Annotated in this window: 39 protein-coding genes; 6 read left to right on the top strand and 33 right to left on the bottom strand. The window is 67.8% G+C overall.

The annotated features are described in order from the left end of the window. Positions 1-35 precede the first annotated feature (35 nt). A complete protein-coding gene (locus tag GWK25_RS04280) occupies positions 36-407 on the top strand; it encodes a holo-ACP synthase (RefSeq protein WP_215448544.1) in 372 nt (123 codons plus the stop codon). A gap of 236 nt (positions 408-643) precedes the next feature. Then, positions 644-2,083 carry an NAD(P)H-hydrate dehydratase gene (locus GWK25_RS04275; RefSeq protein WP_215448543.1) on the top strand — a complete coding sequence of 480 codons (1,440 nt, stop codon included), beginning with the start codon at positions 644-646 and terminating at the stop codon, positions 2,081-2,083. Between the two features lie 45 nt (positions 2,084-2,128). On the opposite strand, the gene GWK25_RS04270 is transcribed toward GWK25_RS04275, so the two are convergent. After that, on the bottom strand, positions 2,129-2,290 hold the full coding sequence (locus GWK25_RS04270) for a hypothetical protein (protein ID WP_251830809.1): 162 nt from the start codon (positions 2,288-2,290) through the stop codon (positions 2,129-2,131). A 287-nt stretch (positions 2,291-2,577) separates the two neighbouring features. Between GWK25_RS04270 and coaA the strand changes: the two genes are divergently transcribed. Both coaA and GWK25_RS04260 read left to right on the top strand, forming a co-directional pair. Then, positions 2,578-3,567, top strand: a complete 990-nt coding sequence (gene coaA, locus GWK25_RS04265) for a type I pantothenate kinase (RefSeq protein ID WP_215448541.1) — start codon at positions 2,578-2,580, stop codon at positions 3,565-3,567. Positions 3,568-3,598: 31 nt separating this feature from the next. Beyond that, complete coding sequence (locus tag GWK25_RS04260) at positions 3,599-4,528, top strand: DUF389 domain-containing protein (RefSeq protein ID WP_215448540.1); 930 nt, start codon at positions 3,599-3,601, stop codon at positions 4,526-4,528. Between the two features lie 181 nt (positions 4,529-4,709). Here GWK25_RS04260 and glmM read toward each other — a convergent pair whose 3' ends face one another. The 3 genes from glmM to rplM all read right to left on the bottom strand — a co-directional run bounded on the left by glmM (position 4,710) and on the right by rplM (position 7,332). Continuing rightward, a complete protein-coding gene (gene glmM / locus GWK25_RS04255; RefSeq protein WP_215448539.1) occupies positions 4,710-6,068 on the bottom strand; it encodes a phosphoglucosamine mutase in 1,359 nt (452 codons plus the stop codon). A gap of 266 nt (positions 6,069-6,334) precedes the next feature. After that, positions 6,335-6,847, bottom strand: a complete 513-nt coding sequence (gene rpsI, locus GWK25_RS04250; protein WP_215448538.1) for a 30S ribosomal protein S9 — start codon at positions 6,845-6,847, stop codon at positions 6,335-6,337. 41 nt (positions 6,848-6,888) lie between these two features. Then, positions 6,889-7,332 (bottom strand): 50S ribosomal protein L13, encoded by a 444-nt coding sequence (gene rplM / locus GWK25_RS04245; protein ID WP_033528354.1) that lies wholly within the window; start codon positions 7,330-7,332, stop codon positions 6,889-6,891. Positions 7,333-7,671: 339 nt separating this feature from the next. On the opposite strand from rplM, the gene GWK25_RS04240 reads away from it, so the two are divergent. Then, positions 7,672-8,046 carry a hypothetical protein gene (locus GWK25_RS04240; protein ID WP_215448537.1) on the top strand — a complete coding sequence of 125 codons (375 nt, stop codon included), beginning with the start codon at positions 7,672-7,674 and terminating at the stop codon, positions 8,044-8,046. 82 nt (positions 8,047-8,128) lie between these two features. Next, positions 8,129-9,016, top strand: a complete 888-nt coding sequence (locus GWK25_RS04235) for a hypothetical protein (RefSeq protein ID WP_215448536.1) — start codon at positions 8,129-8,131, stop codon at positions 9,014-9,016. A 26-nt stretch (positions 9,017-9,042) separates the two neighbouring features. Here GWK25_RS04235 and truA read toward each other — a convergent pair whose 3' ends face one another. The 29 genes from truA to rplD all read right to left on the bottom strand — a co-directional run bounded on the left by truA (position 9,043) and on the right by rplD (position 25,573). Next, positions 9,043-9,906 (bottom strand): tRNA pseudouridine(38-40) synthase TruA, encoded by an 864-nt coding sequence (gene truA, locus GWK25_RS04230; protein ID WP_215448535.1) that lies wholly within the window; start codon positions 9,904-9,906, stop codon positions 9,043-9,045. 152 nt (positions 9,907-10,058) lie between these two features. Continuing rightward, positions 10,059-10,565 (bottom strand): 50S ribosomal protein L17, encoded by a 507-nt coding sequence (gene rplQ / locus GWK25_RS04225; protein WP_215448534.1) that lies wholly within the window; start codon positions 10,563-10,565, stop codon positions 10,059-10,061. A 188-nt stretch (positions 10,566-10,753) separates the two neighbouring features. Further along, on the bottom strand, positions 10,754-11,776 hold the full coding sequence (locus GWK25_RS04220; protein WP_003966937.1) for a DNA-directed RNA polymerase subunit alpha: 1,023 nt from the start codon (positions 11,774-11,776) through the stop codon (positions 10,754-10,756). A gap of 137 nt (positions 11,777-11,913) precedes the next feature. After that, complete coding sequence (rpsK, locus tag GWK25_RS04215) at positions 11,914-12,318, bottom strand: 30S ribosomal protein S11 (protein ID WP_003956432.1); 405 nt, start codon at positions 12,316-12,318, stop codon at positions 11,914-11,916. Between the two features lie 70 nt (positions 12,319-12,388). Further along, entirely contained in the window at positions 12,389-12,769 is a 381-nt protein-coding gene (gene rpsM, locus GWK25_RS04210) for a 30S ribosomal protein S13 (RefSeq protein WP_128433137.1), read from the bottom strand. Positions 12,770-12,966: 197 nt separating this feature from the next. After that, the gene (gene rpmJ / locus GWK25_RS04205) at positions 12,967-13,080 is read right to left on the bottom strand and encodes a 50S ribosomal protein L36 (RefSeq protein WP_003998809.1); all 114 of its coding nucleotides are present in this window, start codon (positions 13,078-13,080) and stop codon (positions 12,967-12,969) included. A 73-nt stretch (positions 13,081-13,153) separates the two neighbouring features. After that, complete coding sequence (gene infA / locus GWK25_RS04200) at positions 13,154-13,375, bottom strand: translation initiation factor IF-1 (protein WP_003948620.1); 222 nt, start codon at positions 13,373-13,375, stop codon at positions 13,154-13,156. A gap of 220 nt (positions 13,376-13,595) precedes the next feature. After that, a complete protein-coding gene (gene map, locus GWK25_RS04195; protein WP_215448533.1) occupies positions 13,596-14,432 on the bottom strand; it encodes a type I methionyl aminopeptidase in 837 nt (278 codons plus the stop codon). Positions 14,433-14,561: 129 nt separating this feature from the next. Next, positions 14,562-15,224 carry an adenylate kinase gene (locus GWK25_RS04190; RefSeq protein ID WP_215448532.1) on the bottom strand — a complete coding sequence of 221 codons (663 nt, stop codon included), beginning with the start codon at positions 15,222-15,224 and terminating at the stop codon, positions 14,562-14,564. Beyond that, positions 15,224-16,537: a preprotein translocase subunit SecY gene (gene secY, locus GWK25_RS04185; RefSeq protein ID WP_215448531.1), complete on the bottom strand. Its 1,314-nt coding sequence runs from the start codon at positions 16,535-16,537 to the stop codon at positions 15,224-15,226. The genes GWK25_RS04190 and secY overlap by 1 nt, the downstream gene beginning before the upstream one ends. Before the next feature lie 242 nt (positions 16,538-16,779). Further along, positions 16,780-17,235, bottom strand: coding sequence for a 50S ribosomal protein L15 (gene rplO / locus GWK25_RS04180; protein ID WP_059079051.1), 456 nt, complete (start codon positions 17,233-17,235; stop codon positions 16,780-16,782). A 2-nt stretch (positions 17,236-17,237) separates the two neighbouring features. Continuing rightward, entirely contained in the window at positions 17,238-17,420 is a 183-nt protein-coding gene (rpmD, locus tag GWK25_RS04175; RefSeq protein ID WP_003974250.1) for a 50S ribosomal protein L30, read from the bottom strand. A gap of 2 nt (positions 17,421-17,422) precedes the next feature. Further along, entirely contained in the window at positions 17,423-18,028 is a 606-nt protein-coding gene (gene rpsE / locus GWK25_RS04170) for a 30S ribosomal protein S5 (protein ID WP_009190144.1), read from the bottom strand. Between the two features lie 39 nt (positions 18,029-18,067). Continuing rightward, on the bottom strand, positions 18,068-18,451 hold the full coding sequence (rplR, locus tag GWK25_RS04165) for a 50S ribosomal protein L18 (protein ID WP_215448530.1): 384 nt from the start codon (positions 18,449-18,451) through the stop codon (positions 18,068-18,070). Positions 18,452-18,454: 3 nt separating this feature from the next. Further along, a complete protein-coding gene (rplF, locus tag GWK25_RS04160) occupies positions 18,455-18,994 on the bottom strand; it encodes a 50S ribosomal protein L6 (RefSeq protein ID WP_184904635.1) in 540 nt (179 codons plus the stop codon). 25 nt (positions 18,995-19,019) lie between these two features. Next, the gene (gene rpsH, locus GWK25_RS04155) at positions 19,020-19,418 is read right to left on the bottom strand and encodes a 30S ribosomal protein S8 (protein ID WP_007384075.1); all 399 of its coding nucleotides are present in this window, start codon (positions 19,416-19,418) and stop codon (positions 19,020-19,022) included. A gap of 213 nt (positions 19,419-19,631) precedes the next feature. Then, complete coding sequence (locus GWK25_RS04150; protein ID WP_004571834.1) at positions 19,632-19,817, bottom strand: type Z 30S ribosomal protein S14; 186 nt, start codon at positions 19,815-19,817, stop codon at positions 19,632-19,634. 5 nt (positions 19,818-19,822) lie between these two features. Further along, positions 19,823-20,380: a 50S ribosomal protein L5 gene (gene rplE / locus GWK25_RS04145; RefSeq protein WP_020135807.1), complete on the bottom strand. Its 558-nt coding sequence runs from the start codon at positions 20,378-20,380 to the stop codon at positions 19,823-19,825. Then, positions 20,380-20,703: a 50S ribosomal protein L24 gene (rplX, locus tag GWK25_RS04140; RefSeq protein ID WP_184904637.1), complete on the bottom strand. Its 324-nt coding sequence runs from the start codon at positions 20,701-20,703 to the stop codon at positions 20,380-20,382. Before rplX ends, rplE begins: the two co-directional genes overlap by 1 nt. Positions 20,704-20,705: 2 nt before the next feature. Then, on the bottom strand, positions 20,706-21,074 hold the full coding sequence (rplN, locus tag GWK25_RS04135; protein ID WP_003998823.1) for a 50S ribosomal protein L14: 369 nt from the start codon (positions 21,072-21,074) through the stop codon (positions 20,706-20,708). A 101-nt stretch (positions 21,075-21,175) separates the two neighbouring features. Further along, complete coding sequence (gene rpsQ, locus GWK25_RS04130; RefSeq protein ID WP_006130775.1) at positions 21,176-21,463, bottom strand: 30S ribosomal protein S17; 288 nt, start codon at positions 21,461-21,463, stop codon at positions 21,176-21,178. Then, the gene (gene rpmC / locus GWK25_RS04125; RefSeq protein ID WP_007494763.1) at positions 21,463-21,687 is read right to left on the bottom strand and encodes a 50S ribosomal protein L29; all 225 of its coding nucleotides are present in this window, start codon (positions 21,685-21,687) and stop codon (positions 21,463-21,465) included. The genes rpsQ and rpmC overlap by 1 nt, the downstream gene beginning before the upstream one ends. After that, positions 21,687-22,106 carry a 50S ribosomal protein L16 gene (gene rplP / locus GWK25_RS04120; RefSeq protein ID WP_004927269.1) on the bottom strand — a complete coding sequence of 140 codons (420 nt, stop codon included), beginning with the start codon at positions 22,104-22,106 and terminating at the stop codon, positions 21,687-21,689. Before rplP ends, rpmC begins: the two co-directional genes overlap by 1 nt. A gap of 5 nt (positions 22,107-22,111) precedes the next feature. Continuing rightward, positions 22,112-22,936: a 30S ribosomal protein S3 gene (rpsC, locus tag GWK25_RS04115; RefSeq protein WP_010036723.1), complete on the bottom strand. Its 825-nt coding sequence runs from the start codon at positions 22,934-22,936 to the stop codon at positions 22,112-22,114. Next, on the bottom strand, positions 22,936-23,283 hold the full coding sequence (rplV, locus tag GWK25_RS04110; RefSeq protein ID WP_184904641.1) for a 50S ribosomal protein L22: 348 nt from the start codon (positions 23,281-23,283) through the stop codon (positions 22,936-22,938). Before rplV ends, rpsC begins: the two co-directional genes overlap by 1 nt. Before the next feature lie 42 nt (positions 23,284-23,325). Further along, on the bottom strand, positions 23,326-23,607 hold the full coding sequence (gene rpsS / locus GWK25_RS04105) for a 30S ribosomal protein S19 (protein WP_033528345.1): 282 nt from the start codon (positions 23,605-23,607) through the stop codon (positions 23,326-23,328). A gap of 12 nt (positions 23,608-23,619) precedes the next feature. Then, the gene (gene rplB / locus GWK25_RS04100; protein WP_055517283.1) at positions 23,620-24,456 is read right to left on the bottom strand and encodes a 50S ribosomal protein L2; all 837 of its coding nucleotides are present in this window, start codon (positions 24,454-24,456) and stop codon (positions 23,620-23,622) included. A gap of 38 nt (positions 24,457-24,494) precedes the next feature. Further along, positions 24,495-24,914: a 50S ribosomal protein L23 gene (rplW, locus tag GWK25_RS04095; protein WP_215448529.1), complete on the bottom strand. Its 420-nt coding sequence runs from the start codon at positions 24,912-24,914 to the stop codon at positions 24,495-24,497. Further along, positions 24,914-25,573, bottom strand: coding sequence for a 50S ribosomal protein L4 (gene rplD, locus GWK25_RS04090; protein WP_215448528.1), 660 nt, complete (start codon positions 25,571-25,573; stop codon positions 24,914-24,916). The genes rplW and rplD overlap by 1 nt, the downstream gene beginning before the upstream one ends. Between the last annotated feature and the right edge of the window lie 4 nt (positions 25,574-25,577).

Genomic DNA, 25,577 nt, shown 5'->3' with positions numbered 1-25,577 from the left:
CCCGCACCGCTGGGGCTGGGGCTAGGGTGCGGATCATGCCCATCATCGGAGTCGGCATCGACGTCGCCGAGATCGACCGTTTCCGTGCCTCGCTGGAGCGCACTCCCAGCATGGCCGACCGCCTCTTCCTCCCCGGCGAACTGCTCCTCCCCAGCGGCGAGCGCCGGGGCATCGCCTCCCTGGCGGCACGGTTCGCGGCGAAGGAGGCCCTCGCCAAGGCCCTCGGCGCGCCGAGCGGCCTGCGCTGGACCGACGCGGAGGTCTACGTCGAGCCGTCCGGCCAGCCCCGCCTCCGCGTCACCGGCACGGTCGCGTCCCGCGCCTCCGAACTGGGCGTCCAGTCCTGGCACATCTCCCTGAGCCACGACGCGGGGGTGGCCTCGGCGGTGGTGATCGCGGAGGGATGACGGGGTGAAGGTGTCCCCCTCCCCCTCCCCCTCCTTGCGGGCAATCGTGCCGCTGGGGCGATGAGGGCACCTCCCGCTCGGGCGAAGCCGAGAGTGGGGGAGGGTGGGCGCAGGCGGCGCCTCGTAACCGCCGAGCAGCGGACCCCAACCCCGCCCAGCTACAGCAGAGGGCGCCCGTAAACCCAACGGCCCCCCAGCCACCCCCCGCCGCCCCAAGAACAAGGCACACTCGTCACATGCGCTCAGCCCACCGCGTAGAAACCGTCCGCACAGCCGAACGCACCCTCATGGCCCGCCTCCCCGACGGCGCCCTGATGCAACGCGCCGCCGCCGGCCTGGCCACGGCCTGCGCCGACCTCCTCGGCCGGGTCTACGGCACCCGCGTCGTCGTCCTCACCGGCAGCGGCGACAACGGCGGCGACGCCCTGTACGCCGCCGCACGCCTGGCAAGGCGAGGCGCGGGCGTCACCGCCGTACTCCTCACCCCCGACCGCACCCACCCCGCCGCCCTGACGGCCCTGCGCCGAGCGGGCGGCACCGTGCTCCCGCCCCACGAGGCGGCCCACGCCATCCACCGGGCCGATCTGGTCCTGGACGGCATCGTCGGCATCGGCGGCAAGGGCGGCCTCCGCCCCGACGCCGCGCCGCTCGCCGAACTCGCCGCCACCGCACGGGCCTTGGTCGTCGCCGTCGACCTCCCGTCCGGCATCGAGCCCGACACCGGCGAGGTGCACGGCGCAGCCGTCCGCGCCGACCTCACCGTGACCTTCGGCACCCACAAACCGGGCCTCCTCATCGACCCGGCCCGCGAGTACGCCGGCTCGGTCCGCCTGATCGACATCGGCCTGGCGGAGACGCTCCCGCCCACCCCGGCCCTGGAGTCCCTCCAGCACGCCGACGTGGCCGCCCTCCTCCCCCGCCCCGCCGGCGAGAGCGACAAGTACCGCAGGGGAGTCGTGGGCATCGCGGCGGGCTCGTCCCGCTACCCGGGCGCGGCGGTCCTCGCGGTCGCGGGCGCCCTGCGGGGCGGCGCGGGCGCCGTCCGCTACGTGGGCGCCGCCACCGAAGCGGTCCTCGCCCGCTACCCGGAGACCCTCGTCTCGAACACGGGCCCGAAGAAGGCGGGCCGGGTCCAGGCCTGGGTCGCGGGCCCCGGCGCGGGCGACGACCCGGCCCCGGTCGCCGAGGCCCTGGCCTCGGACGTCCCGGTCCTGCTGGACGCGGACGGCCTCCGCCTGGCCGACCGCGACACGGTCCGCACCCGTCAGGCCCCGACCCTGATGACCCCGCACGCGGGGGAGGCGGCCGCGCTCCTGGGCATCACCCGGGAGGAGGTCGAGTCCGCCCGCCTCACCGCCGTACGCGACCTGGCCCGCGCCTACGACGCCACGGTGCTCCTCAAGGGCTCCACCACCCTCGTCGCCGACCCGGACCCCACCTCCCCGGTCCGCGCCAACCCCACCGGCACCCCGTGGCTGGCGACGGCGGGCAGCGGCGACGTCCTCTCGGGCCTGGCCGGCTCCCTCCTGGCAGCCGGCCTCTCCCCCCTGGACGCGGCGAGCACGGCGGCCTACCTCCACGGCCTGGCGGGCCGCTACGCCGCGAACGGCGCCCCGGCAGGCGCCCACGACGTGGCGGAGTCGATCCCGGCGGCCTGGCGGGACGTCATCTCCTGACCCCCACCCGGCCGGCGACACCCCACCCACGAGACTCGACCGCCCTCACTCCCCTTCCTCGATCCGGTCGATCGCCTCCCGCACCATCCCCAGGTACTCGACCTCCTCGCACCGCGGCTTGCTGCCCATCCGGTACATGTCGATCGCGTCATCGAGGTGCTCGCCCACATCCTCGTCCGGCAGGTCCGCCGAGAGCTCGCTGCACACCCGTCCGGCGAGCTCCGCGTCACCGCGCGTAGACCCCCGTCGAACGGCGCCCCGTAATGTCAGACGCCCACCGAAAGCCATACCGATCCCCCATTTCCCCCTGGTCGACCGGGAGGCGGCTCCCTCCCGACCGCCCGGACGCTAGTCCTCCCCCCACCCGAGGTCCATACCTTCGTCACAGTTCACGCACAGCGAAGGGACAACCCCGGACCGCGCCCCCGCCCGGCGTGACGGAACCCACCGGCCCCCACCCCGCCACGCCGTTCGAACTCCGTTAACAATGGACTGTGATCTCACCGGTCTCCTCGTTGCCGCGGAGCGCCCACCGGCCCAGGCCGGAGGCGACTCCCTACGTCGACCTCACCCGTGCCGAGTGGAGCGCGCTGCGCGAAAAGACGCCGCTCCCGCTGAACGCCGAGGAGGTCGAACGGCTGCGCGGTCTGGGCGATGTCATCGACCTCGACGAGGTACGGGACATCTATCTGCCGCTGTCCCGGCTCCTCAACCTCTACGTCGGCGCCACCCACGGCCTGCGCGGCGCCCTGAACACCTTCCTGGGCGAGCAGGGCTCCCAGTCCGGCACCCCGTTCGTCATAGGCGTCGCCGGCTCCGTGGCCGTCGGCAAGTCGACCGTCGCCCGCCTCCTCCAGGCCCTCCTGGCCCGCTGGCCCGAACACCCGCGCGTGGAACTGGTCACCACCGACGGCTTCCTGCTCCCCATGAAGGACCTCCAGGAGCGCGGCCTGGTCTCCCGCAAGGGCTTCCCCGAGTCGTACGACCGTCGGGCCCTGACCCGTTTCGTCGCCGACATCAAGGCCGGCAAGGACGAGGTGACGGCCCCCGTCTACTCCCACCTCATCTACGACATCGTCCCCGACCGGAAGCTGACCGTCCGCCGCCCCGACATCCTCATCGTCGAGGGCCTGAACGTCCTCCAGCCCGCCCTCCCCGGCCAGGACGGCCGCACCCGCGTCGGTCTCGCCGACTACTTCGACTTCAGCGTGTACGTCGACGCCGGCGCCGACGACATCGAGCGCTGGTACCTCAACCGGTTCAAGAAGCTCCGCCAGACCGCGTTCCAGAACCCCGACTCGTACTTCCGCAAGTACACCCAGGTCTCCGAGGACGACGCCCTCGACTACGCCCGCACCCTCTGGCGCACCATCAACAAGCCCAACCTGGTCGAGAACATCGCCCCCACCCGCGGCCGCGCCACCCTCATCATCCGCAAGGGCGCCGACCACAAGGTCCGCCGCCTCAGCCTGCGCAAGCTTTAGCCCCGTCACCGGCCCCGGCTACTGTGCGGGCATGCTGCATCTGCGCCTGATCACCCCGGCCGACCGGACCGACGACGTGGTGCGCCTGATCGAGGGCACGGTCGGGTGCACCCACCTCGTCGTCGTACCGGGCGCCGCCCGCGACCCCGCCGGAGACGTCGTCATGTGCGACGTGGCACGCGAGGCGGGCGACGAACTGATCGGCGAGCTCAGGGCCTTGGACCTCGACAGGACCGGCTCCATCGCCGTCGAGAACATCGACCTGTCGCTCTCCGAGCGCGCCGACAAGGCCGCGGACGACGCACCGGGCGAGGCCGCCGACGCGGTCCTCTGGGAGCACCTGACGGACGCGACCCAAGAAGAGTCGACGCTCTCCGTCACCTACGTCGCCTTCATCACCCTCGCCACGATGATCGCGGCCTGCGGTGTGGTCCTCGACAACGCGGTCCTGATCGTCGGCGCGATGGCCGTCGGCCCGGAGTTCGGCCCCCTGGCCGGCATCAGCACGTCCATCGTCCAGCGCCAACCGCGCCTCGCCCTGCGCTCCCTGATGGCGCTCCTCGTGGGCTTCGCGGCGGCCATGGCGGTGACGGTCGTCTTCAGCCTCTTCATGGACGCACTCGGGTACTTCACCGAGGCCAAACTGGATGCCGACCGCCCCAACACCGCCTTCGTCTACGCCCCCGACGCCTTCTCCTTCATCGTGGCGGTCCTGGCGGGCATCGCCGGTACCCTCTCCCTGACCTCGGCCAAGTCCGGAGCCCTGGTGGGCGTGGCCATCTCGGTCACCACGGTCCCGGCCGCCGCGAACGCGGCGGTGGCCCTGGCCTACGGCGACACGAAGCAGACGGTGGGCTCCACGGAGCAACTGCTCCTCAACCTCCTGGGCATCCTCCTGGCAGGCACCCTCACCCTCCTCCTCCAGAAGTGGCTGTGGGCAAGGCAACGCAGCACGTCATAGCCGGGGCCCGCACAAGAAGGGGCGCGGGGAACTGCGCGACAAGCCACGACGAATCCCGCAGCCCGCCAAGCACAGAACCCCACGCCCCTACCCGGAACAAACCCCGGGACGAACCCCGGACCTACCCGGAACAAGCCCCGGAACGAACCCCGGACCTACCCGGAACGCACAACCCCCGGCCCTACCCGAGCGCGGACTTCACCACATCGGCCAGCCGCCCGGCCACAGCCCGAGCCTGCTCGATGTCGGCAGCTTCCACCATCACCCGCACCAGCGGCTCGGTCCCGGACGGTCGCAGCAACACCCGCCCCGTGGAACCCAGTTCGGCCTCGGCCTCCCCGACCGCCGCCGCCAGCTCCGCGGACGTGGACACCCGCGACCGGTCCACGTCCGGCACGTTGACGAGCACCTGCGGCAGCCGCTCCATCACCCCGGCCAGCTCCTGGAGCGTACGGCCCGTCTGCGCGACCCGCGCCGCCAGCAGCAGCCCTGTCAGCGTGCCGTCACCCGTCGTCGCGTGGTCGGAGATGATCACGTGCCCGGACTGCTCGCCCCCGAGCGCGTACCCGTGCTCCTTCATCTCCTCCAGCACGTACCGGTCACCGACCGCGGCCTGCACCAGCCGCAGCCCCTCCCGCTCCAGCGCCAGCTTGAACCCGAGGTTGGACATCACAGTGGCGACCACGGTGTCGGACCGCAGCTCGCCGCGCTCCCGCATGGCCAGCGCGAGAACGGCGAGGATCTGGTCCCCGTCGACCTCGTTGCCCTCGTGGTCCACGGCCAGGCACCGGTCCGCGTCCCCGTCGTGCGCGATCCCGAGGTGCGCCCCGTGCTCCAGGACGGCGGCCTTCAGCGGCCCGAGGTGCGTCGACCCGCACCCGTCGTTGATGTTGAGCCCGTCCGGCTCGGCCCCGATCGTGACAATCTCGGCGCCGGCGCGGGTGAACACCTCCGGCGAGACCCCGGCGGCGGCGCCGTGCGCCTCGTCCAGGACGATCTTCAGACCGTCGAGCCGGTTGGGGAGGGCCGCGAGCAGGTGCTCGACGTACTGCCCGAAGCCGTCGTCGTAGGACCGGACGCGCCCGACGCCCGCACCCGTGGGTCGCTCCCAGGGAGCCCCGGTGCGGTGCTCCTCGTAGACGCCCTCGATCTTGTCCTCCAGCTCGTCGGCGAGCTTGTGACCGCCGCGGGCGAAGAACTTGACCCCGTTGTCGGGCATCGCGTTGTGGCTGGCGGAGAGCATCACACCGAGGTCGGCGCCCAGCTCGCCGGTGAGGAACGCCACCGCGGGGGTGGGCAGCACACCGACACGCAGCACGTCGACGCCCGCGCTGGCGAGGCCGGCCACGACGGCCGCCTCCAGGAACTCCCCGGACGCTCGCGGATCCCGCCCGACCACCGCCACCGGCTTGTGGCCCTCGAAGGTTCCCGCCTCGGCGAGTACGTGTGCCGCCGCGACGGAGAGTCCGAGCGCGAGCTCGGCCGTCAGATCCGCGTTGGCGACACCGCGCACGCCGTCCGTGCCGAAGAGTCGTCCCACTGTGGTGTCCTCCGAAATTGCTCAGAATGTGCGGCTCGTACTGATGGTCACGAGTGTCCCGGCATTCCCCTGACCAAGTACATCCCCTGAGACTGTCCTCCCCCTTTCGGGGTTGTACCGACAGTCTGTGTATAAGCCTGCGATGAAGGGACGCGTGCTGGTACGCCCTGCCAAGCAAACCGCCCCGGCGGCACGAATACGTGCCACCGGGGCGATACGCGCAATGCGCGACGCACGCGGATCGCGCCCAGCGGCGCGAGCGTGATTTAGCGCTTGCTGTACTGCGGAGCCTTGCGGGCCTTCTTCAGACCGGCCTTCTTGCGCTCGACCGCACGGTCGTCGCGGCGGAGGAAGCCGGCCTTCTTGAGGGCGCCACGGTTGTTGTCGACGTCGGCCTCGTTCAGCGCGCGGGCGACACCGAGACGGAGCGCACCGGCCTGACCGGAGACACCGCCACCGGCGATGCGGGCGATGACGTCGTAGCGGCCCTCGAGCTCCAGCACCTTGAAGGGCTCGTTGACTTCCTGCTGGTGCACCTTGTTGGGGAAGTAGTCCTCAAGGGTGCGACCGTTGATCTTCCACTTGCCGGAGCCCGGGACGATCCGGACGCGGGCGATGGCGTTCTTGCGACGGCCCAGGCCGGCGGCCGGCTGCGGGTCGCCGAAGCGGGAGGCCATGGACTCGGAGGTGTACTCGCCCTCGACGGGGACGTCCGACTCCGTGGTGTAGCTGTCGATGTCAAGCTCTTCGAGCGGCTGCTCGGCAGTGGTCTCGGCCACGATTCTCCTCAGATCTTTTCTGTTTGGGGGTGTGGCCGGAACTACTGCGCGACCTGGGTGATCTCGAACGGCACCGGCTGCTGTGCAGCGTGGGGGTGCTGGTCGCCCGAGTAGACCTTCAGCTTCGAGAGCATCTGACGGCCCAGGGAGTTCTTGGGGATCATGCCCTTGATGGCCTTCTCGACGGCCTTCTCGGGGTTCTTCGCCAGCAGCTCGTCGTAACGGACGGAGCGCAGACCACCCGGGTAACCGGAGTGGCGGTACGCCAGCTTCTGGGTCTTCTTGTTGCCGGACAGGTGAACCTTGTCGGCGTTGATGATGATGACGAAGTCACCCATGTCCATGTGAGGGGCATAGGTCGGCTTGTGCTTGCCGCGGAGGAGGTTCGCCGCAGTGGTAGCCAGACGGCCCAGGACGATGTCCTGTGCGTCGATGACGTGCCACTGGCGAGTCACATCGCCGGGCTTGGGGCTGTACGTACGCACTTCGCAGCCTTCTTCTTCAGTGGATGGATGGTGACACATGGCATCACTGAAGCGATCGTGCAGCTGGGGACGACAGTGCCGGGAACGCTGCCCGTATGCCGCCCACTGGTAACTGCTCCAGGGAACCCGCGTAAGGGCTTCTCGCCTGAGAGCGACCAAGCCAGTACGCATAACAATCGGCAAGAGTACTCGCGCGGCCCCGGACGGGTCAAAACGACCCCGGGCCTGGGGCCACGCACCCGTTGATCCACTTCGCCCACGGGTTCGATACGATCCGGCCCCACGTGCCGCGAGGCACGCGGTTCAGGCATGCAATCTGCAAACCAACGGGGTTCACATATGAAGTTTCGCAAGAACGTTGCCGCCGCGATCGTGGCGGCCGGTGTCGCCCTGACCCTGGGCAGCGCCGGCACGGCGTCCGCGTCGAGCTACTACTCGGTGCCCGGCGGCGAGGTGAAGTTCACGTCCAAGGGCGAGATCCTCAAGATCTGGGACAAGAAGGCGGGCAAGACCGGTCTCTACGTCTCCGTCTACGACGAGTCCGCGAAGAACCCGACGTTCGACACCTGCCACGTCAAGGGCAAGGGCAAGACCAAGACCTGCGACATGAAGTTCAAGAACGGGCACAAGCTCGACATCAACGTCTCCTCGTACACGAAGCTGAACGACCACAACTCGTACAAGCTCGTGGCCAGCTGGAAGGACAAGGCGTAACCCGGTACCGCGGAGTAACGCGGTACCAAGGCGTGACCCATAACTGAAGAAGGCCTCCCCTCGCCCGTCTAAACTGCGGCCCATGAGCTTTGGGCAGGGGGGGTCTCAGTGGAGCCCCGGGGGTTCCCACAATCCGTGGGACAATCAGTGGAGTTCCTCCAGTAACCAGACCCCGGACTGGGCGTCACTCGCCGAGCAGTCCGAGACACGCAACAGGCGCCGCAGACTCCTGCTGATCGTCGGCGGCGCCCTCGCCACGGTCGGCATAGGCGTCGCCGTGGCGGTGGCCGTCGTCAACACCGACCACGGCGGCAGCACCACGGCCAACGGCCCGAACGACCCGCCGGCCACGCAGGGCATACCGAGCGCCAGCGCCAAGACGGACCCGTCGTTCGCACCGACGTCGGCCCCGCCCCCGCTGAACCCGAAGGACTTCATCTCCAGCTCGGGCAAGGACAAGGCGCCGATCAGCCCGGACATCCTCTTCCCGGGCTCCCAGTTCACCAAGCGCGAGGGTGTCGTCTACCGCAAGGGCGCCACAGCCTCGACGAAGGACTGCGCCTCGGTCGTCCAGGGCACCCTCGACAAGCTCCTCACGGACAACGGCTGCACCCGCTTCATGCGCGTGACCTACTTCCGGGAGAAGGTCGCGACCACCATCGGCGTCGCCCTGTTCGACACCGAGGCCAAGGCGACCAAGGTCAAGGACGACTGGGACAAGCAGAGCACCATCGTCTCCCTGTCCGGTGACGGTGTCCCCGCCTTCTGCCGTACGACGGTCTGCCGCACGACCGCCAACTCCTACGGCCGCTACGCCTACTTCACCCTCTCCGGCTTCACCGACGGCAAGGACGTCACGGAGAAGGACAAGGCCGTCTTCACCGCCGGCGACGACCTCAGCAGCTCCACGTACGGACAGATCCGGCGCCGCGGCGAGACCCAGGCGGCCGCCGCGGCCAACGGGCAGTAGCCCGTCACGCCCCCCGCCGCCCGGGGTCAGCAGCAGCCGGCCCCGGGCGCCCCTGGCAGACTCCGCCGGTTCCGCGCCTCCCTGCTCCGCGCGGCCAGCAGCTCGTCCGCCGGGTACCCGACCTCCTCCAGGGTCAGCCCGTGCGGCCGGACGACATGCACGGCGGAGTCCCGTACGCCGGCGGCCAGCACCTTCCCGGGCCATTCGGGCCCCCGGTGACCGTCGCCCACGAACAGCAGGGCCCCGATCAGCGAGCGCACCATGTTGTGGCAGAAGGCGTCGGCCCGCACCGTGGCGGTGATGATCCCGTCGTCGCCCCGCACCAGGCTCAGCTCCTGCAGCGTGCGGATGGTGGTGGCCCCCTCCCGCCGCTTGCAGTACGCGGCGAAGTCGTGCTCCCCCAGCAGCCGCCGCGCCGCCTCGTTCATGGCGTCGACGTCCAGCGGCCAGTCGTGCCACAGGACGTGACCGCGCAGCAACGGATCGACACCGCCGGGGTTGTCGGTGACCCGGTAGGCGTACCGCCGCCAGATCGCCGAGAACCGCGCGTTGAAGCCGCTGGGCGCCTCCCTGAGCGCCCAGACCCGCACGTCCCTCGACAGACGCCCCGCGAGCCGCTTCAGCAGCTTCTCGTGGTGCTCACGCCAGACCGCCTCCGGCAGGTCCACGTGCGCCACCTGCCCCCGCGCGTGCACCCCGGCGTCCGTCCGCCCGGCCACGGTCAGCTCGAAGGTCTCCCGGGACCGCGTCACGGTCCGCAGGGCGTCCTCGATCTCCCCCTGCACGGTCCGCCGCCCGCCGGCCTGCTTGGCCCACCCGGAGAACTCACTCCCGTCGTACGACAGATCGAGCCGCACACGGACGTGACCGGGCTGTACTTCGTCACTCACCCCTGGATCCTCTCAGGTACAAAAAAGCGGGCCCGCTCCCATAACAGGAACGGACCCACTCAGACGCGCCCCGTCTTCCAGGGGCGCGGGGAACTGCGCGACAAGCCACCACGAACCCGCAGCCGCCAACCGCACAGCACCCCGCAGAACGCTTACGCGTCCTTGGACTCCTCGGCAGCCTCGTCCGCGCTGTCGTCAGCCTTGGTGGTGTCCACCTTGGCCTCAGCGGCAGGCGTCTCCGCGTCCTTGGCGGCACGCTTGGTGGCGGCCTCGGCCTCACCCGTCGCCTGCTGCGCGACCGTCAGCGCCTCGACCAGCTCGATGACAGCCATGGGCGCGTTGTCGCCACGACGGTTACCGATCTTGGTGATACGGGTGTAGCCACCCGGACGGTTCTCGTACCGCGGGCCGATCTCGGTGAAGAGCGTGTGCACGACGCTCTTGTCCGTGATGACCTGGAGCACCTGGCGGCGGTTGTGAAGGTCGCCCTTCTTCGCCTTGGTGACCAGACGCTCGGCGTACGGCCGCAGACGGCGGGCCTTCGCCTCGGTGGTGGTGATGCGGCCGTGCTCGAAGAGCGACTTCGCGAGGTTCGCGAGGAGCAGCTTCTCGTGCGCGGCGCTGCCGCCCAGACGGGCACCCTTGGTGGGCTTCGGCATGGTGTTTCTCCTAGGTGTCTGCCCCGGCCGTATCAGGTACCGGGGTCAGTATCCGAGCGGGCGGATGCCCGTCGAAGATCCGGAGTTCTTTTCGACTCCGGAGGGTCCGCGCCCCGTAAGGGGCGCGGGGAACTGCGCGACCAGCCACTACGGACCCGCAGTCGGAATCCGGCCGTCTCGCGGAGCGACTAGTACTGCTCGGTCTCGACGAAGCCCGCGTCCGCGTCGTCGTCGGCGCCGAACGCGTCCGCCGCGGCGGTCGGGTCGAATCCGGGCGGGCTGTCCTTCAGGGCCAGGCCCATGCCGGCCAGCTTCGCCTTGACCTCGTCGATCGACTTCGCACCGAAGTTGCGGATGTCGAGCAGGTCGGCCTCGGAGCGCGCGACCAGCTCACCCACGGAGTGGATGCCCTCACGCTTGAGGCAGTTGTACGACCGAACGGTGAGCTCCAGCTCCTCGATCGGCAGCGCCAGATCGGCGGCCAGGGCGGCGTCCGTCGGGGACGGACCCATGTCGATGCCCTCGGCGTCGATGTTGAGCTCACGGGCGAGACCGAAGAGCTCGACCAGCGTCTTACCGGCGGAGGCCATGGCGTCACGGGGACGCATCGCCTGCTTGGTCTCGACGTCGACGATCAGCTTGTCGAAGTCGGTGCGCTGCTCGACACGCGTGGCCTCGACCTTGTACGTGACCTTGAGAACCGGCGAGTAGATGGAGTCGACCGGGATACGGCCGATCTCCTGGCCCACCTGCTTGTTCTGCACGGCGGAGACGTAACCGCGGCCGCGCTCGACCGTCAGCTCCATCTCCAGCTTGCCCTTGCCGTTGAGCGTGGCGAGGACCAGGTCGGGGTTGTGCACCTCGACACCGGCCGGGGGCGCGATGTCGGCGGCGGTGACCAGACCCGGGCCCTGCTTGCGCAGGTACATCACGACCGGCTCGTCGTGCTCCGAGGAGACGACCAGCTGCTTGATGTTGAGGATCAGGTCGGTGACGTCCTCCTTGACGCCCGGCACGGTGGTGAACTCGTGCAGGACACCGTCGATCCGGATGCTGGTGACAGCAGCGCCGGGGATCGACGACAGGAGCGTGCGACGGAGGCTGTTGCCGAGGGTGTAGCCGAAGCCCGGCTCCAGCGGCTCGATCACGAACCGGGAGCGGAACTCGTCGACGACCTCTTCGGTCAACGAGGGACGCTGAGCGATCAGCATGTGGTGAGTCCTTCAGTCATGGGCACCCACTATTTGATGCCCTTGAGTACTACAAGGGTACGGGCGGTACGCCCCGTAAGAGCCGTACCGCCCGAAAACCTCAGACCAAGCGGCCTGCGTCGAAGATCTACGGAAGATCAGACGCGGCGGCGCTTGGGCGGACGGCAGCCGTTGTGCGGGGTGGGCGTGACGTCCTGGATGGAGCCGACCTCGAGACCGGTCGCCTGGAGCGAACGGATGGCCGTCTCACGACCCGAGCCCGGGCCCTTGACGAACACGTCGACCTTGCGCATGCCGTGCTCCTGCGCGCGACGGGCGGCCGACTCGGCGGCCATCTGCGCGGCGAACGGCGTGGACTTCCGGGAGCCCTTGAAGCCGACGTGGCCGGCGGAGGCCCAGGAGATCACGTTGCCCGAGGGGTCCGTGATGGAGACGATCGTGTTGTTGAACGTGCTCTTGATGTGCGCGTGGCCGTGAGCGACGTTCTTCTTTTCCTTGCGGCGCACCTTCTTGGCAGCGCCCTGACGACCCTTGGGGGGCATCTACTAACTCCTACGGGGAGGTGGTCGGTCCTACAGCGAAGACCGCTGATGAAGCGTTGTCCGCTGAGGACTACTTCTTGCCCGGCTTCTTCTTACCGGCGATGGCGCGACGCGGGCCCTTGCGGGTGCGAGCGTTGGTGCTGGTGCGCTGACCGCGGACGGGCAGACCGCGACGGTGACGGAGACCCTGGTAGCAGCCGATCTCGACCTTGCGGCGGATGTCGGCCTGGATCTCGCGACGGAGGTCACCCTCGGTCTTGATGTTGTTGTCCACGTACTCGCGGATCGCGACGAGCTGCTCCTCGGAGAGGTCGCGAACGCGGGTGTTCGGGTTGACGCCGGTCGCTGCCAGCGTCTCCTGGGAGAGGGTCCGGCCGATGCCGAACACATAGGTGAGGGCGACCTCCACGCGCTTGTCGCGCGGGATGTCAACACCGGAAACGCGTGCCATTCAATGGCTCCTGGTGATTGTCGGAGGTCTTCCACAGAACCGGCTCCCGGCCGCCGTACCAGGTACGAACCGGGTCCCCGGCCTCCGAGCCGGGGGTGTCAGACACCGTGCGGCGCCTGGGTCCTGCGTATGAACAATTCAGCTCGCGTCGCGCGAATCCCTGCGATGAAGATGCAGAGGGAGTGGTCGTACGTGCGTCAGCCCTGGCGCTGCTTGTGGCGCGGGTTCTCGCAGATGACCATGACCCGACCGTGACGGCGGATCACCCTGCACTTGTCGCAGATCTTCTTGACGCTCGGCTTGACCTTCATGGGGTGAGGTTCTCCGGGTCAGTGCCACCACCCGCGTCCCGATAGACCGGGGCACGGAGAGCGGGGGCAAGATCTACTTGTAGCGGTAGACGATCCGGCCACGCGTCAGGTCGTACGGAGACAGCTCCACCACGACCCGGTCGTCAGGGAGGATGCGGATGTAGTGCATACGCATCTTGCCGCTGATGTGTGCCAGGACCTGGTGGCCGTTCTGGAGCTCGACCTTGAACATGGCGTTCGGCAGAGACTCGACGACAGTGCCCTCGATCTCGATGGCACCTTGCTTCTTGGCCACGCTTCGCCCTTCGAATCGACTACCTTGATCGACTCCGCGTAACCGAATGAGGACACACGGAAACACGAGAGCCGACGAGTCAGTCTACGCCAGGGCCTCCAGAAACACGAATTCGGGTAAGGATGCCCCGGCACGAAGATCCTTATGCGGCGCAGCCCCACCAAGGGGCGCGGGGAACTGCGCGACCAGCCCCCACTCACCCGCACCCGGCGACGAGAACTCAGCCCACCGGGTCCGGAGCCGCGACGATCCCGTACTCGGCCAGCTTCGCCTTGCCCCCATCGGGAGCCGTCAGCACGAGCGGCCCCTGCTCGGTCAGGGCGACCGAGTGCTCCCAGTGCGACGACCACGTCCCGTCCGTCGTCACCACGGTCCAGTCGTCCGCCAGGACCTCCGTCTTCGGCGTACCCAGCGACACCATCGGCTCGATCGCGAGGCAGAAGCCGGGCACCAGCTTCGGCCCCTTGCCCCGCCGCCGCTCGACGTAGTTCAGCAGGTGCGGGTCCATGTGCATCTCGGTCCCGATGCCGTGGCCGCCGTAGTCCTCGACGATCCCGTACTTCCCCCCGCCCGGCTTCGGCTGCCGGCGGATGTACGTCTCGATGGCCCGCGAGACGTCGACGAGCCGGTTCCCCTGCTTCATCGCGGCGATCCCGGCCCACATGGACTCCTCGGTCACCCGCGACAGCTCGATCAGCTCCGGAGCGTGCCCGGACCCCACGAACGCGGTGTAGGCCGCGTCACCGTGCCAGCCGTCGACGATCGCGCCGCAGTCGATGGAGATGATGTCGCCGTCCTTCAGGACGACCTCGTCGCTCGGGATCCCATGGACCACGACCTCGTTCACCGAGGTGCAGATCGTCGCCGGGAAGCCGCCGTACCCGAGGAAGTTCGACTTGGCCCCGTGCTCCGCGATCACCTTGCGGGCGACCTCGTCGAGATCCTTCGTGGAGGCACCCGGCACGGCGGCCTCCCGGGTGGCCGCGTGGATGGCGGCGACGACCAGCCCCGCCTCACGCATCTTGGCGATCTGCTCGGGACTCTTGATCTGCACCATGGGGGCCTGCGCTCTCCGTCTTCCTTGTCGTCCACGAGGCACGGGATCTCGTTCTCGCGTTTTTGCCTACACAACAGTACGGCCGCGGCGCCCCTCACGGGCACCGCGGCCGACGTACCGACCGACGACCTACTGGTCGTCGTCCTCGCGCTTGAGCGCCTCCATGGCGCGCTGGGTGACTTCCTCCACCGGACCGAGCGCCGAGATCGTCACCACGAGGCCCTGGGCCTTGTAGTAGTCGATGATCGGCTCGGTCTGGGTGTGGTAGACCTCCAGGCGCTTGCGGACCGTCTCCTCGGAGTCGTCGTCACGCTGGTACAGCTCGCCGCCGCAGGCGTCGCAGACACCCTCCTGCTTCGGCTTCTTGTACGTGACGTGGAAGACGTGGGCGGAGTCGTTGCGGCAGATGCGACGGCCGGCGATCCGCTTGACGACCTCGTCCTCGGGGACCTCCAGGTCCAGCACCGCGTCCAGGTTCATGGACTCTTCCTGGAGCGTCACGTCCAGCGCCTCGGCCTGCGAGACGTTGCGCGGGAAGCCGTCGAGCAGGAAACCGTGCTCGGCGTCCGGCTGCTCCATGCGGTCCTTGGCCATCGCGATGGTGACCTCGTCCGGCACCAGCTCGCCCTTGTCCATGTAGGACTTCGCGAGTTTGCCGAGCTCCGTCTGCTTGCTGATGTTGGCCCGGAACAGGTCGCCCGTGGAGATGTGCGGGATCGACAGGTTCTGTGCCAGGAACGCGGCCTGCGTTCCCTTACCCGCACCCGGCGGCCCGACGAGGACGATTCGCATCAGCGGAGGAACCCTTCGTAATTGCGCTGCTGGAGCTGGCTCTCGATCTGCTTCACGGTCTCCAGACCCACACCCACGATGATCAGGATGCTGGTCCCGCCGAACACGAAGTTCTGGTTTGCCCCGAGAGGCGCCAACGCCATTGTCGGCACAAGAGAGATCAGAGCCAGGTACAGCGAACCCGGCCAGGTGATCCGGTTGAGTACGTAGCTCAGGTACTCAGCGGTCGGTCGGCCAGCCCGGATGCCCGGGATGAAGCCACCATACTTCTTCATGTTGTCCGCGACTTCCTCGGGGTTGAACGAGATGGCCACGTAGAAGAAGGCGAAGAAGATGATGAGGAAGAAGTAGAGCGTGATGTGCGCCGGAGCGTCCGGCAGCGCAAGGTTCTTCTCGATCCAGGTCTTCCAACCGGAAGTTCCTCCGGCGAACTGCGCGACCAGCGCCGGGATGTAGAGAAGCGACGAGGCGAAGATCACAGGGATGATGCCTGCCTGGTTGACCTTCAGCGGAATGTACGTCGAGGTGCCGCCGTAGGACCGACGGCCGATCATGCGCTTCGCGTACTGCACCGGGATCCGACGCTGGGCCTGCTCGACGAAGACCACCAGCGCGACCATGACCAGACCGACGGCGATGACGACGGCGAACTCGATCCAGCCGCCCGCCAGGTCTCCCTGCTCCTTGATCGCCCACAGCGAGGAGGGGAACGTGGCGGCGATCGAGATGAACATCAGGATCGACATACCGTTGCCGATACCGCGGTCGGTGATCAGCTCACCGAGCCACATGACGACGGCTGTACCGGCAGTCATCGTGATGACCATGACCATGGTGGCGAAGATCGACTGGTCGGGAACGATCTCGGAGCCCTGCGGACAGCTACTGAACAGCGCGCCGCTGCGGGCTGTGGCGACGAGGCCCGTGCCCTGGAGGACGGCGAGGGCCACCGTCAGGTAACGCGTGTACTGCGTGATCTTCGCCGTACCGGACTGCCCCTCCTTCTTCAGGGCTTCCAGACGCGGGATCACCACGGTCAGCAGCTGCAGAATGATGCTCGCCGTGATGTACGGCATGATGCCGAGCGCGAAGACCGTGATCTGCAGCAGCGCGCCACCACTGAACATGTTGACCAGCCCGAAGAGACCGGAGTTGCTCTTGGTCTGGTCGATGCAGTACTGGACGACGGTGTAGTCGACACCCGGGATCGGGACGTGTGTACCGACCCGGTAGATCACGATGATGCCGAGCGTGAAGAGCAGCTTCTTGCGCAGGTCGGGCGTCTTGAACGCCCGGGCGAACGCGGTGAGCACGGTGCCTCCTGCGACCCCCGCGCTACTGCGTCAAGGGTGACGGTTTTGAGATTCTGATGAGGACGACTTACGTAACGTTTAACTGCCGCGGCGAGTGCCCGGATGAGAGCACCCTGTGAAAACGGGCAGCGCAGGTCACCTTACCGGCGAGACTGCTTCCCTTGGAACGACCAACCGGGGATACCCCATTTGTGGGGTATCCCCGGTCGGGATCGCTCAAGTCATCGAGACACCTGGTGTGTTCAGACGAGCTCGGTGACGGTACCGCCGGCGGCGGTGATCTTCTCCTTGGCGGAGCCGGAGACGGCGTCGACCGTCACCTGCAGCGCCACGGAGATCTCGCCCTGGCCGAGGACCTTGACGAGGCTGTTCTTGCGGACGGCACCCTTGGCGACCAGGTCGGCAACGGTGACCTCCCCACCCTCGGGGTAGAGGGCGGCGAGCTTGTCCAGGTTCACGACCTGGAACTCCGTCTTGAAGGGGTTCTTGAAGCCCTTCAGCTTCGGGAGACGCATGTGGAGGGGCATCTGGCCACCCTCGAAGCGCTCCGGAACCTGGTAGCGGGCCTTCGTACCCTTGGTACCACGACCGGCCGTCTTACCCTTCGACGCCTCACCACGACCGACACGGGTCTTCGCGGTCTTGGCACCGGGGGCGGGACGGAGGTTGTGGATCTTGAGCGGGTTGTTCTCCGCCATGATCAGTCGACCTCCTCGACCGTCACGAGGTGGCGGACGGTGTGCACCATGCCGCGGAACTCGGGGCGGTCCTCCTTGACGACCTGCGTGTTGATGCCCTTGAGACCAAGGGAACGCAGGGTGTCACGGTGGTTCTGCTTGCTGCCGATGTAGGACTTGACCTGCGTGATCTTGAGCTGCGCCATGATTACGCACCCGCCCCGGCACGCGCACGGAGAAGAGCCGCGGGGGCGACGTCCTCGAGGGGCAGACCACGGCGGGCCGCGATCTCCTCGGGACGCTGCAGACCCTTCAGGGCCTCCACGGTCGCGTGCACGATGTTGATCGCGTTGTCGGAGCCGAGCGACTTCGACAGCACGTCGTGGATACCGGCGCACTCGAGCACGGCACGCACCGGACCACCGGCGATAACACCGGTACCGGGGGACGCGGGCTTGAGCAGGACGACGCCGGCAGCCTTCTCACCCTGGATGGGGTGCGGGATGGTGCCCTGGATACGGGGGACCTTGAAGAAGTGCTTCTTGGCCTCCTCAACACCCTTGGCGATGGCGGCCGGCACCTCCTTGGCCTTGCCGTAACCGACACCCACGGTGCCGTCACCGTCGCCCACCACGACCAGCGCGGTGAAGCTGAAGCGACGACCACCCTTCACAACCTTGGCGACGCGGTTGATCGCGACAACGCGCTCAACGTACGCGGTCTTCTCGGCGGCAGCTGCGCCGCCGTCACGGCCCTTCCGGTCCCGCCGCTCGCCGCCACCGGCACCGCCACCGCGGCGCTGGGGTCCAGCCATTGGATTTACCTCTCTCTTTCCGCTAGCTACGCAGCGAGCTCAGAACTTGAGCCCGGCCTCGCGGGCGGCGTCGGCCAGGGCCGCGATGCGACCCGCGTACCGGTTACCACCTCGGTCGAACACAACGGCCTCGACACCGGCGGCCTTGGCACGCTCGGCGACCAGGGCGCCGACCTTGCCGGCCTGCGCCGACTTGTCCTCCGACGCACCACGGATCGACGAGTCCAGGGTGGACGCCGACGCAAGGGTGTGACCCTTGAGGTCGTCGATCACCTGGGCCACGATGTGGCGGTTCGAGCGGGTCACGACCAGGCGGGGACGCTCAGCCGTACCGTTGACCTTCTTACGGATCCGGATGTGGCGGCGCTTGATGGCAGCACGCTTGTAAGCGTCGCCCTTGAGGATCTTCTGCCCGTATGCCATGGCTTACTTACCCGCCTTTCCGACCTTGCGGCGGATGACTTCGCCCTCGTACTTGACGCCCTTGGCCTTGTACGGGTCGGGCTTGCGCAGCTTGCGGATGTTGGCCGCAACCTCGCCGACCTTCTGCTTGTCGATGCCCTCGACCTGGAAGCGGGTCGGGGTCTCCACCTTGAAGGTGATGCCCTCGGGCGCCTCGACGGTGATCGGGTGGCTGTAGCCGAGCGCGAACTCGAGGTTCGAACCCTTGGCCTGCACGCGGTAACCGACACCGCTGATCTCGAGCTTCTTCACGTAACCCTGGGTCACGCCGGTGATCATGTTCGCCACCAGCGTGCGGGACAGGCCGTGCAGGGCCTTGCTCTGACGCTCGTCGTTGGGGCGGGTGACGTTCAGAACGCCGTCCTCACCCTTGGCGATCTCGATCGGCGCGGCGACGGTGTGGGTCAGCGAGCCCTTGGGGCCCTTGACCGAGACCGTCTGGCCGTCGATGGTGACGTCCACGCCGGCGGGAACCGTGATGGGGAGCTTGCCAATACGCGACATAGCTGTTTCCTCCGATTCCTTTCCGCTACCAGACGTAGGCGAGGACTTCTCCGCCTACGCCCTTCTTGCCGGCCTGCTTGTCGGTGAGGAGCCCGTGGGACGTGGAGATGATCGCCACGCCGAGGCCGCCCAGCACCTTGGGCAGGTTGGTGGACTTCGCGTAAACCCGGAGACCGGGCTTGGAGATCCGCTTGATGCCCGCGATGGAGCGCTCACGGTTGGGGCCGAACTTCAGCTCCAGGACGAGGTTCTTGCCGACCTCGGCGTCCTCGACCTTCCAGCCCGTGATGAAGCCCTCCTGCTGGAGGATCTCCGCGATGTGAGACTTGATCTTCGATGCCGGCATCGTCACGGAGTCGTGGTATGCCGAGTTCGCGTTCCGCAGACGCGTAAGCATGTCTGCGATCGGATCAGTCATGGTCATGAATTGGCCTTCGGCCTCTCTCGCCGGGGTTTCCAGGTGCCCATCCCTCTCCTCGATCCGAGACGAGGCGGGTGCGGTGCGGTGGACCTACGGCGTAGTAAGTCGTACGGGCGACCGTCAGGCGCCCAACCCTCCAAGCCTAAGCCATGGAAGGGAGGGCGCCTGACACGCCCAGTGCTTACCGAGAGCTTCGGGAATCCCTAGAAGAAGGGATTACCAGGAGCTCTTGGTCACGCCCGGCAGCTCGCCACGGTGAGCCATCTCACGGAGGCACACGCGGCACAGGCCGAACTTGCGGTACACGGAGTGCGGACGGCCACACCGCTGGCAGCGGGTGTACGCGCGCACGGCGAACTTGGGCTTACGAGCAGCCTTGGCAATCAGAGCCTTCTTCGCCATCTCGCTCACGCCTCCTTGAAGGGGAAGCCGAGGTGACGAAGGAGCGCGCGGCCCTCAGCGTCGTTGGTCGCCGTGGTCACCACGGTGATGTCCATGCCCCGGGTACGGTCGATCTTGTCCTGGTCGATCTCGTGGAACATGACCTGCTCGGTGAGACCGAAGGTGTAGTTGCCACGGCCGTCGAACTGCTTGGGGGACAGGCCACGGAAGTCGCGGATGCGCGGGAGCGCGAGCGACAGGGTGCGGTCCAGGAACTCCCACATGCGGTCGCCACGGAGCGTGACGTGGGCACCGATCGGCTGGCCCTCACGCAGCTTGAACTGCGCGATGGACTTGCGGGCCTTGGTGACGGCCGGCTTCTGACCGGTGATCGTGGTGAGGTCGCGGATGGCGCCCTCGATCAGCTTGGAGTCGCGGGCGGCGTCGCCCACACCCATGTTGACCACGATCTTGACGAGGCCGGGGATCTGCATGACGTTCTCGTACTTGAACTCGTCACGCAGCTTGCCCGCGATCTCCTCGCGGTACTTCGTCTTGAGACGCGGAGTGGTGGTGGTAGCCATCAGATGTCCTCACCCGTCCGCTTGGCAACGCGAACCTTGTTGCCCTCGTCGTCGAAGCGGTAACCGACGCGGGTCACGACCTTCTTGCCGTCCTTCTCCACGACCAGCTGGACGTTGGAGACGTGGATCGGGGCCTCGGTGGTGATGATCCCGCCGGCCTGCGAACCGCGAGCGGTCGGCCCGGCCTTGGTGTGCTTCTTGACCCGGTTGACACCCTCGACCAGGACGCGGTCCTCGCGGGGGAAGGCCGCGATGACCTTGCCCTGCTTGCCCTTGTCCTTACCGGTGATGACCTGGACCAGGTCGCCCTTCTTGATCTTCATGCTTACAGCACCTCCGGCGCGAGCGAGATGATCTTCATGAACTTCTTCTCGCGCAGCTCACGGCCGACCGGGCCGAAGATACGGGTGCCGCGAGGGTCGCCGTCGTTCTTCAGAATGACGGCGGCGTTCTCGTCGAAGCGGATGTACGAGCCGTCCGGACGGCGGCGCTCCTTGACGGTGCGAACGATGACCGCCTTGACGACGTCACCCTTCTTCACGTTGCCACCGGGGATCGCGTCCTTGACGGTGGCGACGATGACGTCACCGATGCCCGCGTAGCGGCGACCGGAGCCACCGAGCACACGGATGCAAAGGATCTCCTTCGCACCAGTGTTGTCGGCGACACGCAGTCGCGACTCCTGCTGGATCACGTCTATCTCCTGATTGTCTGCCGGTTCCCGGCAGGGGCCTCATGGACGAGGACCCCTGCCGAGCCTGGCGGAACTGACCTGCGGATGTACCCCGCAGGAAATTACTTGGCCTTCTCGAGGATCTCGACGACGCGCCAGTGCTTCGTGGCGGACAGCGGCCGGGTCTCCATCAGGAGGACACGGTCGCCGACGCCGGCGGCGTTCTGCTCGTCGTGGGCCTTGAGCTTGCTCGTGCTGCGGATGACCTTGCCGTACAGGGCGTGCTTCTTGCGGTCCTCGACGGCGACGACGACGGTCTTGTCCATCTTGTCGCTGACGACGATGCCCTCACGGGTCTTGCGGAATCCGCGCGCCTCGGTGTTCGTCTCAGTCACGTTGTTCTCGCTCATCAGGCGTTCTCCACCGTTTCGATGCCCAGCTCACGCTCGCGCATCAGGGTGTAGATCCGCGCGATGTCCTTGCGGACCGCCTTCAGACGGCCGTGGTTCTCGAGCTGTCCGGTCGCCGCCTGGAAGCGGAGGTTGAACAGCTCTTCCTTGGCCTCGCGGAGCTTCGCCAGAAGCTCCTCGTTGCCCAGCTCGCGCAGCTCGGACGCCTTGGTACCGGCCGACATCACGCTTCACCTGCCTCGCGCTTGACGATCCGGCACTTCATCGGCAGCTTGTGGGCGGCGCGAGTCAGAGCCTCACGGGCGATCTTCTCGTTCGGGTAGGACAGTTCGAACATGACCCGGCCCGGGTGCACGTTCGCGATCCACCACTCCGGCGAACCCTTACCGGAACCCATGCGGGTCTCGGCGGGCTTCTTCGTGAGCGGGCGGTCCGGGTAGATGTTGATCCAGACCTTGCCACCACGCTTGATGTGGCGGGTCATGGCGATACGGGCCGCCTCGATCTGGCGGTTGGTCACGTACGCCGGCGTGAGGGCCTGGATGCCGTACTCGCCGAACGCGACCGTCGTACCGCCCTTGGCCTGACCACGGCGCTTCGGGTGGTGCTGCTTGCGGTGCTTGACCCTACGGGGGATCAGCATGTCGGTCAGGCCTCCGTTCCGGTGCTCTCAGCCGGAGCGGCGGCAGCGGGAGCCTCGGCCTTGGGGGCCTCGGCGCCGGCAGCCTGCTGCGGCTTGCGACCGCGCCGCTCGCCACCGCGGCCACCACGGGCCGGGCGGTCGGCACCGCCGCGCGCCGGGCGGTTACCCGCACGGGCAGCGGCGTTCTCGGCGCGGACCTCGGCGATGTTCTTGACGTCGCCCTTGTAGATCCAGACCTTCACGCCGATGCGGCCGAAGGTCGTCTTGGCCTCGAAGAAGCCGTAGTCCACGTTCGCGCGGAGCGTGTGCAGGGGCACACGGCCCTCGCGGTAGAACTCCGAGCGGGACATCTCGGCGCCACCGAGGCGGCCACCGCACTGGATCTTGATGCCCTTGGCGCCGGCCTTCATCGCCGACTGCATGCTCTTACGCATGGCGCGGCGGAAGGAGACGCGGGAGGAGAGCTGCTCGGCGACGGCCTGGGCCACGAGCTGAGCGTCCGTCTCGGGGTTCTTGACCTCGAGGATGTTCAGCTGGACCTGCTTGCCCGTGAGCTTCTCGAGGTCACCGCGGATGCGGTCGGCCTCGGCGCCACGGCGGCCGATGACGATGCCCGGACGCGCGGTGTGGATGTCCACGCGGACACGGTCACGGGTGCGCTCGATCTCGACCTTGGAGATGCCGGCGCGCTCCATGCCGGACGTCATCATCCGACGGATGGCGACGTCTTCCTTGACGTAGTCCTTGTACAGCTTGTCGGCGTACCAACGCGACTTGAAGTCGGTCGTGACACCGAGCCGGAACCCATGCGGGTTTACCTTCTGGCCCATTACCGGGTTCCTTCCTTGCTGCTGACGACCACGGTGATGTGGCTGGTCCGCTTGCGGATCCGGTAGGCACGGCCCTGCGCACGCGGACGGAACCGCTTCAGGGTCGGGCCCTCGTCGACGTACGCCTCGCTGATGAACAGCGAGGAGGCGTCCGTGTGGTCGTAGTTGTGCGCGGCGTTGGCGATGGCGCTGTCCAGCACCTTGCCGACCGGCACGCTCGCGGCCTGCGGGGCGAAACGCAGGACCGCCTGAGCCTCCGTGGCGTCGAGGCCACGGATGAGGTCCACCACGCGGCGGGCCTTCATGGGCGTGACGCGGATGTACCGCGCCTGGGCCCTGGCTTCCATGGTTGTCCTTCCAGTGTCTGTCATGGTCATTCCACCCCGCTGTTAGCGGCGCTTCGACTTCCGGTCGTCCTTGACGTGACCCCGGAAGGTGCGCGTCGGCGAGAACTCGCCGAGCTTGTGGCCGACCATCGACTCGGTGACGAACACCGGAATGTGGGTCTTGCCGTTGTGCACCGCGATCGTGTGGCCGAGCATGGCCGGGATGATCATCGAGCGACGGGACCAGGTCTTGATGACGTTCTTGGTGCCGGCTTCGTTCTGGGCGTCCACCTTCTTGATCAGGTGGTCGTCGACGAAGGGCCCCTTCTTGAGACTGCGCGGCATCTAAACCCGCTCCTAGCGCTTCTTGTTCGTCTTGCGGCGGCGGACGATGTACTTGTTCGAAGCCTTCTTCGGCGAACGAGTACGACCCTCCTTCTGACCCCAGGGGCTGACCGGGTGGCGACCACCGGAGGTCTTGCCCTCACCACCACCGTGGGGGTGGTCAACCGGGTTCATCGCCACACCGCGAACGGTCGGGCGGACGCCCAGCCAGCGCTTACGGCCGGCCTTGCCCCAGTTGATGTTGCTCTGCTCGGCGTTGCCGACCTCGCCGACGGTGGCGCGGCAGCGCACGTCGACCAGGCGGATCTCACCGGACGGCATGCGGAGGTGGGCGTAGGCGCCCTCCTTCGCGAGCAGCTGCACGGAGGCACCGGCGGAGCGGGCGAACTTGGCACCGCCACCGGGACGGAGCTCGATCGCGTGGATCGTGGTACCGACCGGGATGTTGCGGAGGGCCAGGTTGTTGCCCGGCTTGATGTCGGCCCCGGGACCGTTCTCCACGCGGTCACCCTGCTGCAGGTTGCGCGGGGCGAGGATGTAGCGCTTCTCGCCGTCGGCGTAGTGCAGCAGCGCGATGCGCGCGGTGCGGTTGGGGTCGTACTCGATGTGCGCGACCTTCGCCGGCACGCCGTCCTTGTCGTGACGACGGAAGTCGATGACACGGTAGGCGCGCTTGTGTCCGCCACCCTGGTGGCGAACGGTCACACGACCGGCGTTGTTACGGCCGCCCTTGCTGTGCAGGGGGCGGACCAGCGACTTCTCCGGCGTGGACCGCGTGATCTCGACGAAGTCGGCGACGCTGGAGCCGCGACGGCCCGGCGTAGTCGGCTTGTACTTGCGGATTCCCATTTCTCAGTCCTCGTCCGATATCGGACGATCCGACCCGCTTACGCGGTCGGACCGCCGAAGATGTCGATACGGTCGCCCTCGGCGAGGGTCACGATCGCGCGCTTGCTGTCGGCACGCTTGCCGAAGCCCGTGCGGGTCCGCTTGCGCTTGCCCTGGCGGTTGATCGTGTTGACCCCGGTGACCTTGACCGAGAAGACCGCCTGGACGGCCTGCTTGATCTGGGTCTTGTTGGCGCCGGGGGCCACGATGAACGTGTACTTGCCCTCGTCGAGGAGCGCGTAGCTCTTCTCCGACACGACCGGCTTCAGCAGCACGTCACGGGGGTCCGTGAACGCCTTGCTGGGCGCGGTGACGACGGTGTTCTTGCCCTCGGCGGCGTGGCGACGCGCCTTGGCGACGCGCGCGGCCTTGGCGGCCTTGGCCGCCTTGGAGGCGATGGAGGGGTGACGGATAGCCATCAGCCTTCAGTCCCTTCGGTGTCGTTGGCCTTGTTCGGGCCGGACACGAAGGACTCCAGGGCGCCCTGGGTGAAGACCACATCGTCGGAGACGATCACGTCGTACGTGTTCAGCTGGCCCGGCTCCAGGATGTGGACCTGGGGCAGGTTGCGGGCGGAGAGCCACGCGGCCTCGTCGGCACGCTCGACGACCAGGAGCAGGTTCTTGCGCTCCGAGATCTTGCCGAACAGCGACTTGGCGGCCTTCGTGGACGGGGTCTCGCCCTCGATCACGCCGGAGACGACGTGGATGCGGTTGTGGCGGGCCCGGTCGGTGAGGGCGTGGCGCAGGGCCGCGGCCTTCATCTTCTTCGGGGTCCGCTGCGAGTAGTCACGCGGCACGGGACCGTGCACGACGCCACCACCGGCGAACTGCGGCGCGCGGGTCGAGCCCTGACGGGCGCGGCCGGTGCCCTTCTGCCGGTAAGGCTTCTTGCCACCACCACGGACTTCGCCGCGGGTCTTGGTCTTGTGCGTGCCCTGACGGGCAGCCGCGTTCTGCGCGACGACGACCTGGTGGATCAGCGGGATGCTGACCTTCTCCACGCCGAAGATCTCCGCGGGGAGTTCGACGCTTCCGGTCTTCTCGCCGGCAGGCGAAAGGATGTCAACAGTGCTCATCGGT

It is taken from the genome of Streptomyces sp. ATCC 21386 (genome assembly GCF_018728545.1).
Classification (GTDB): Bacteria; Actinomycetota; Actinomycetes; order Streptomycetales; family Streptomycetaceae; genus Streptomyces.
This window is presented reverse-complemented; position numbering and strand designations above follow the sequence as displayed.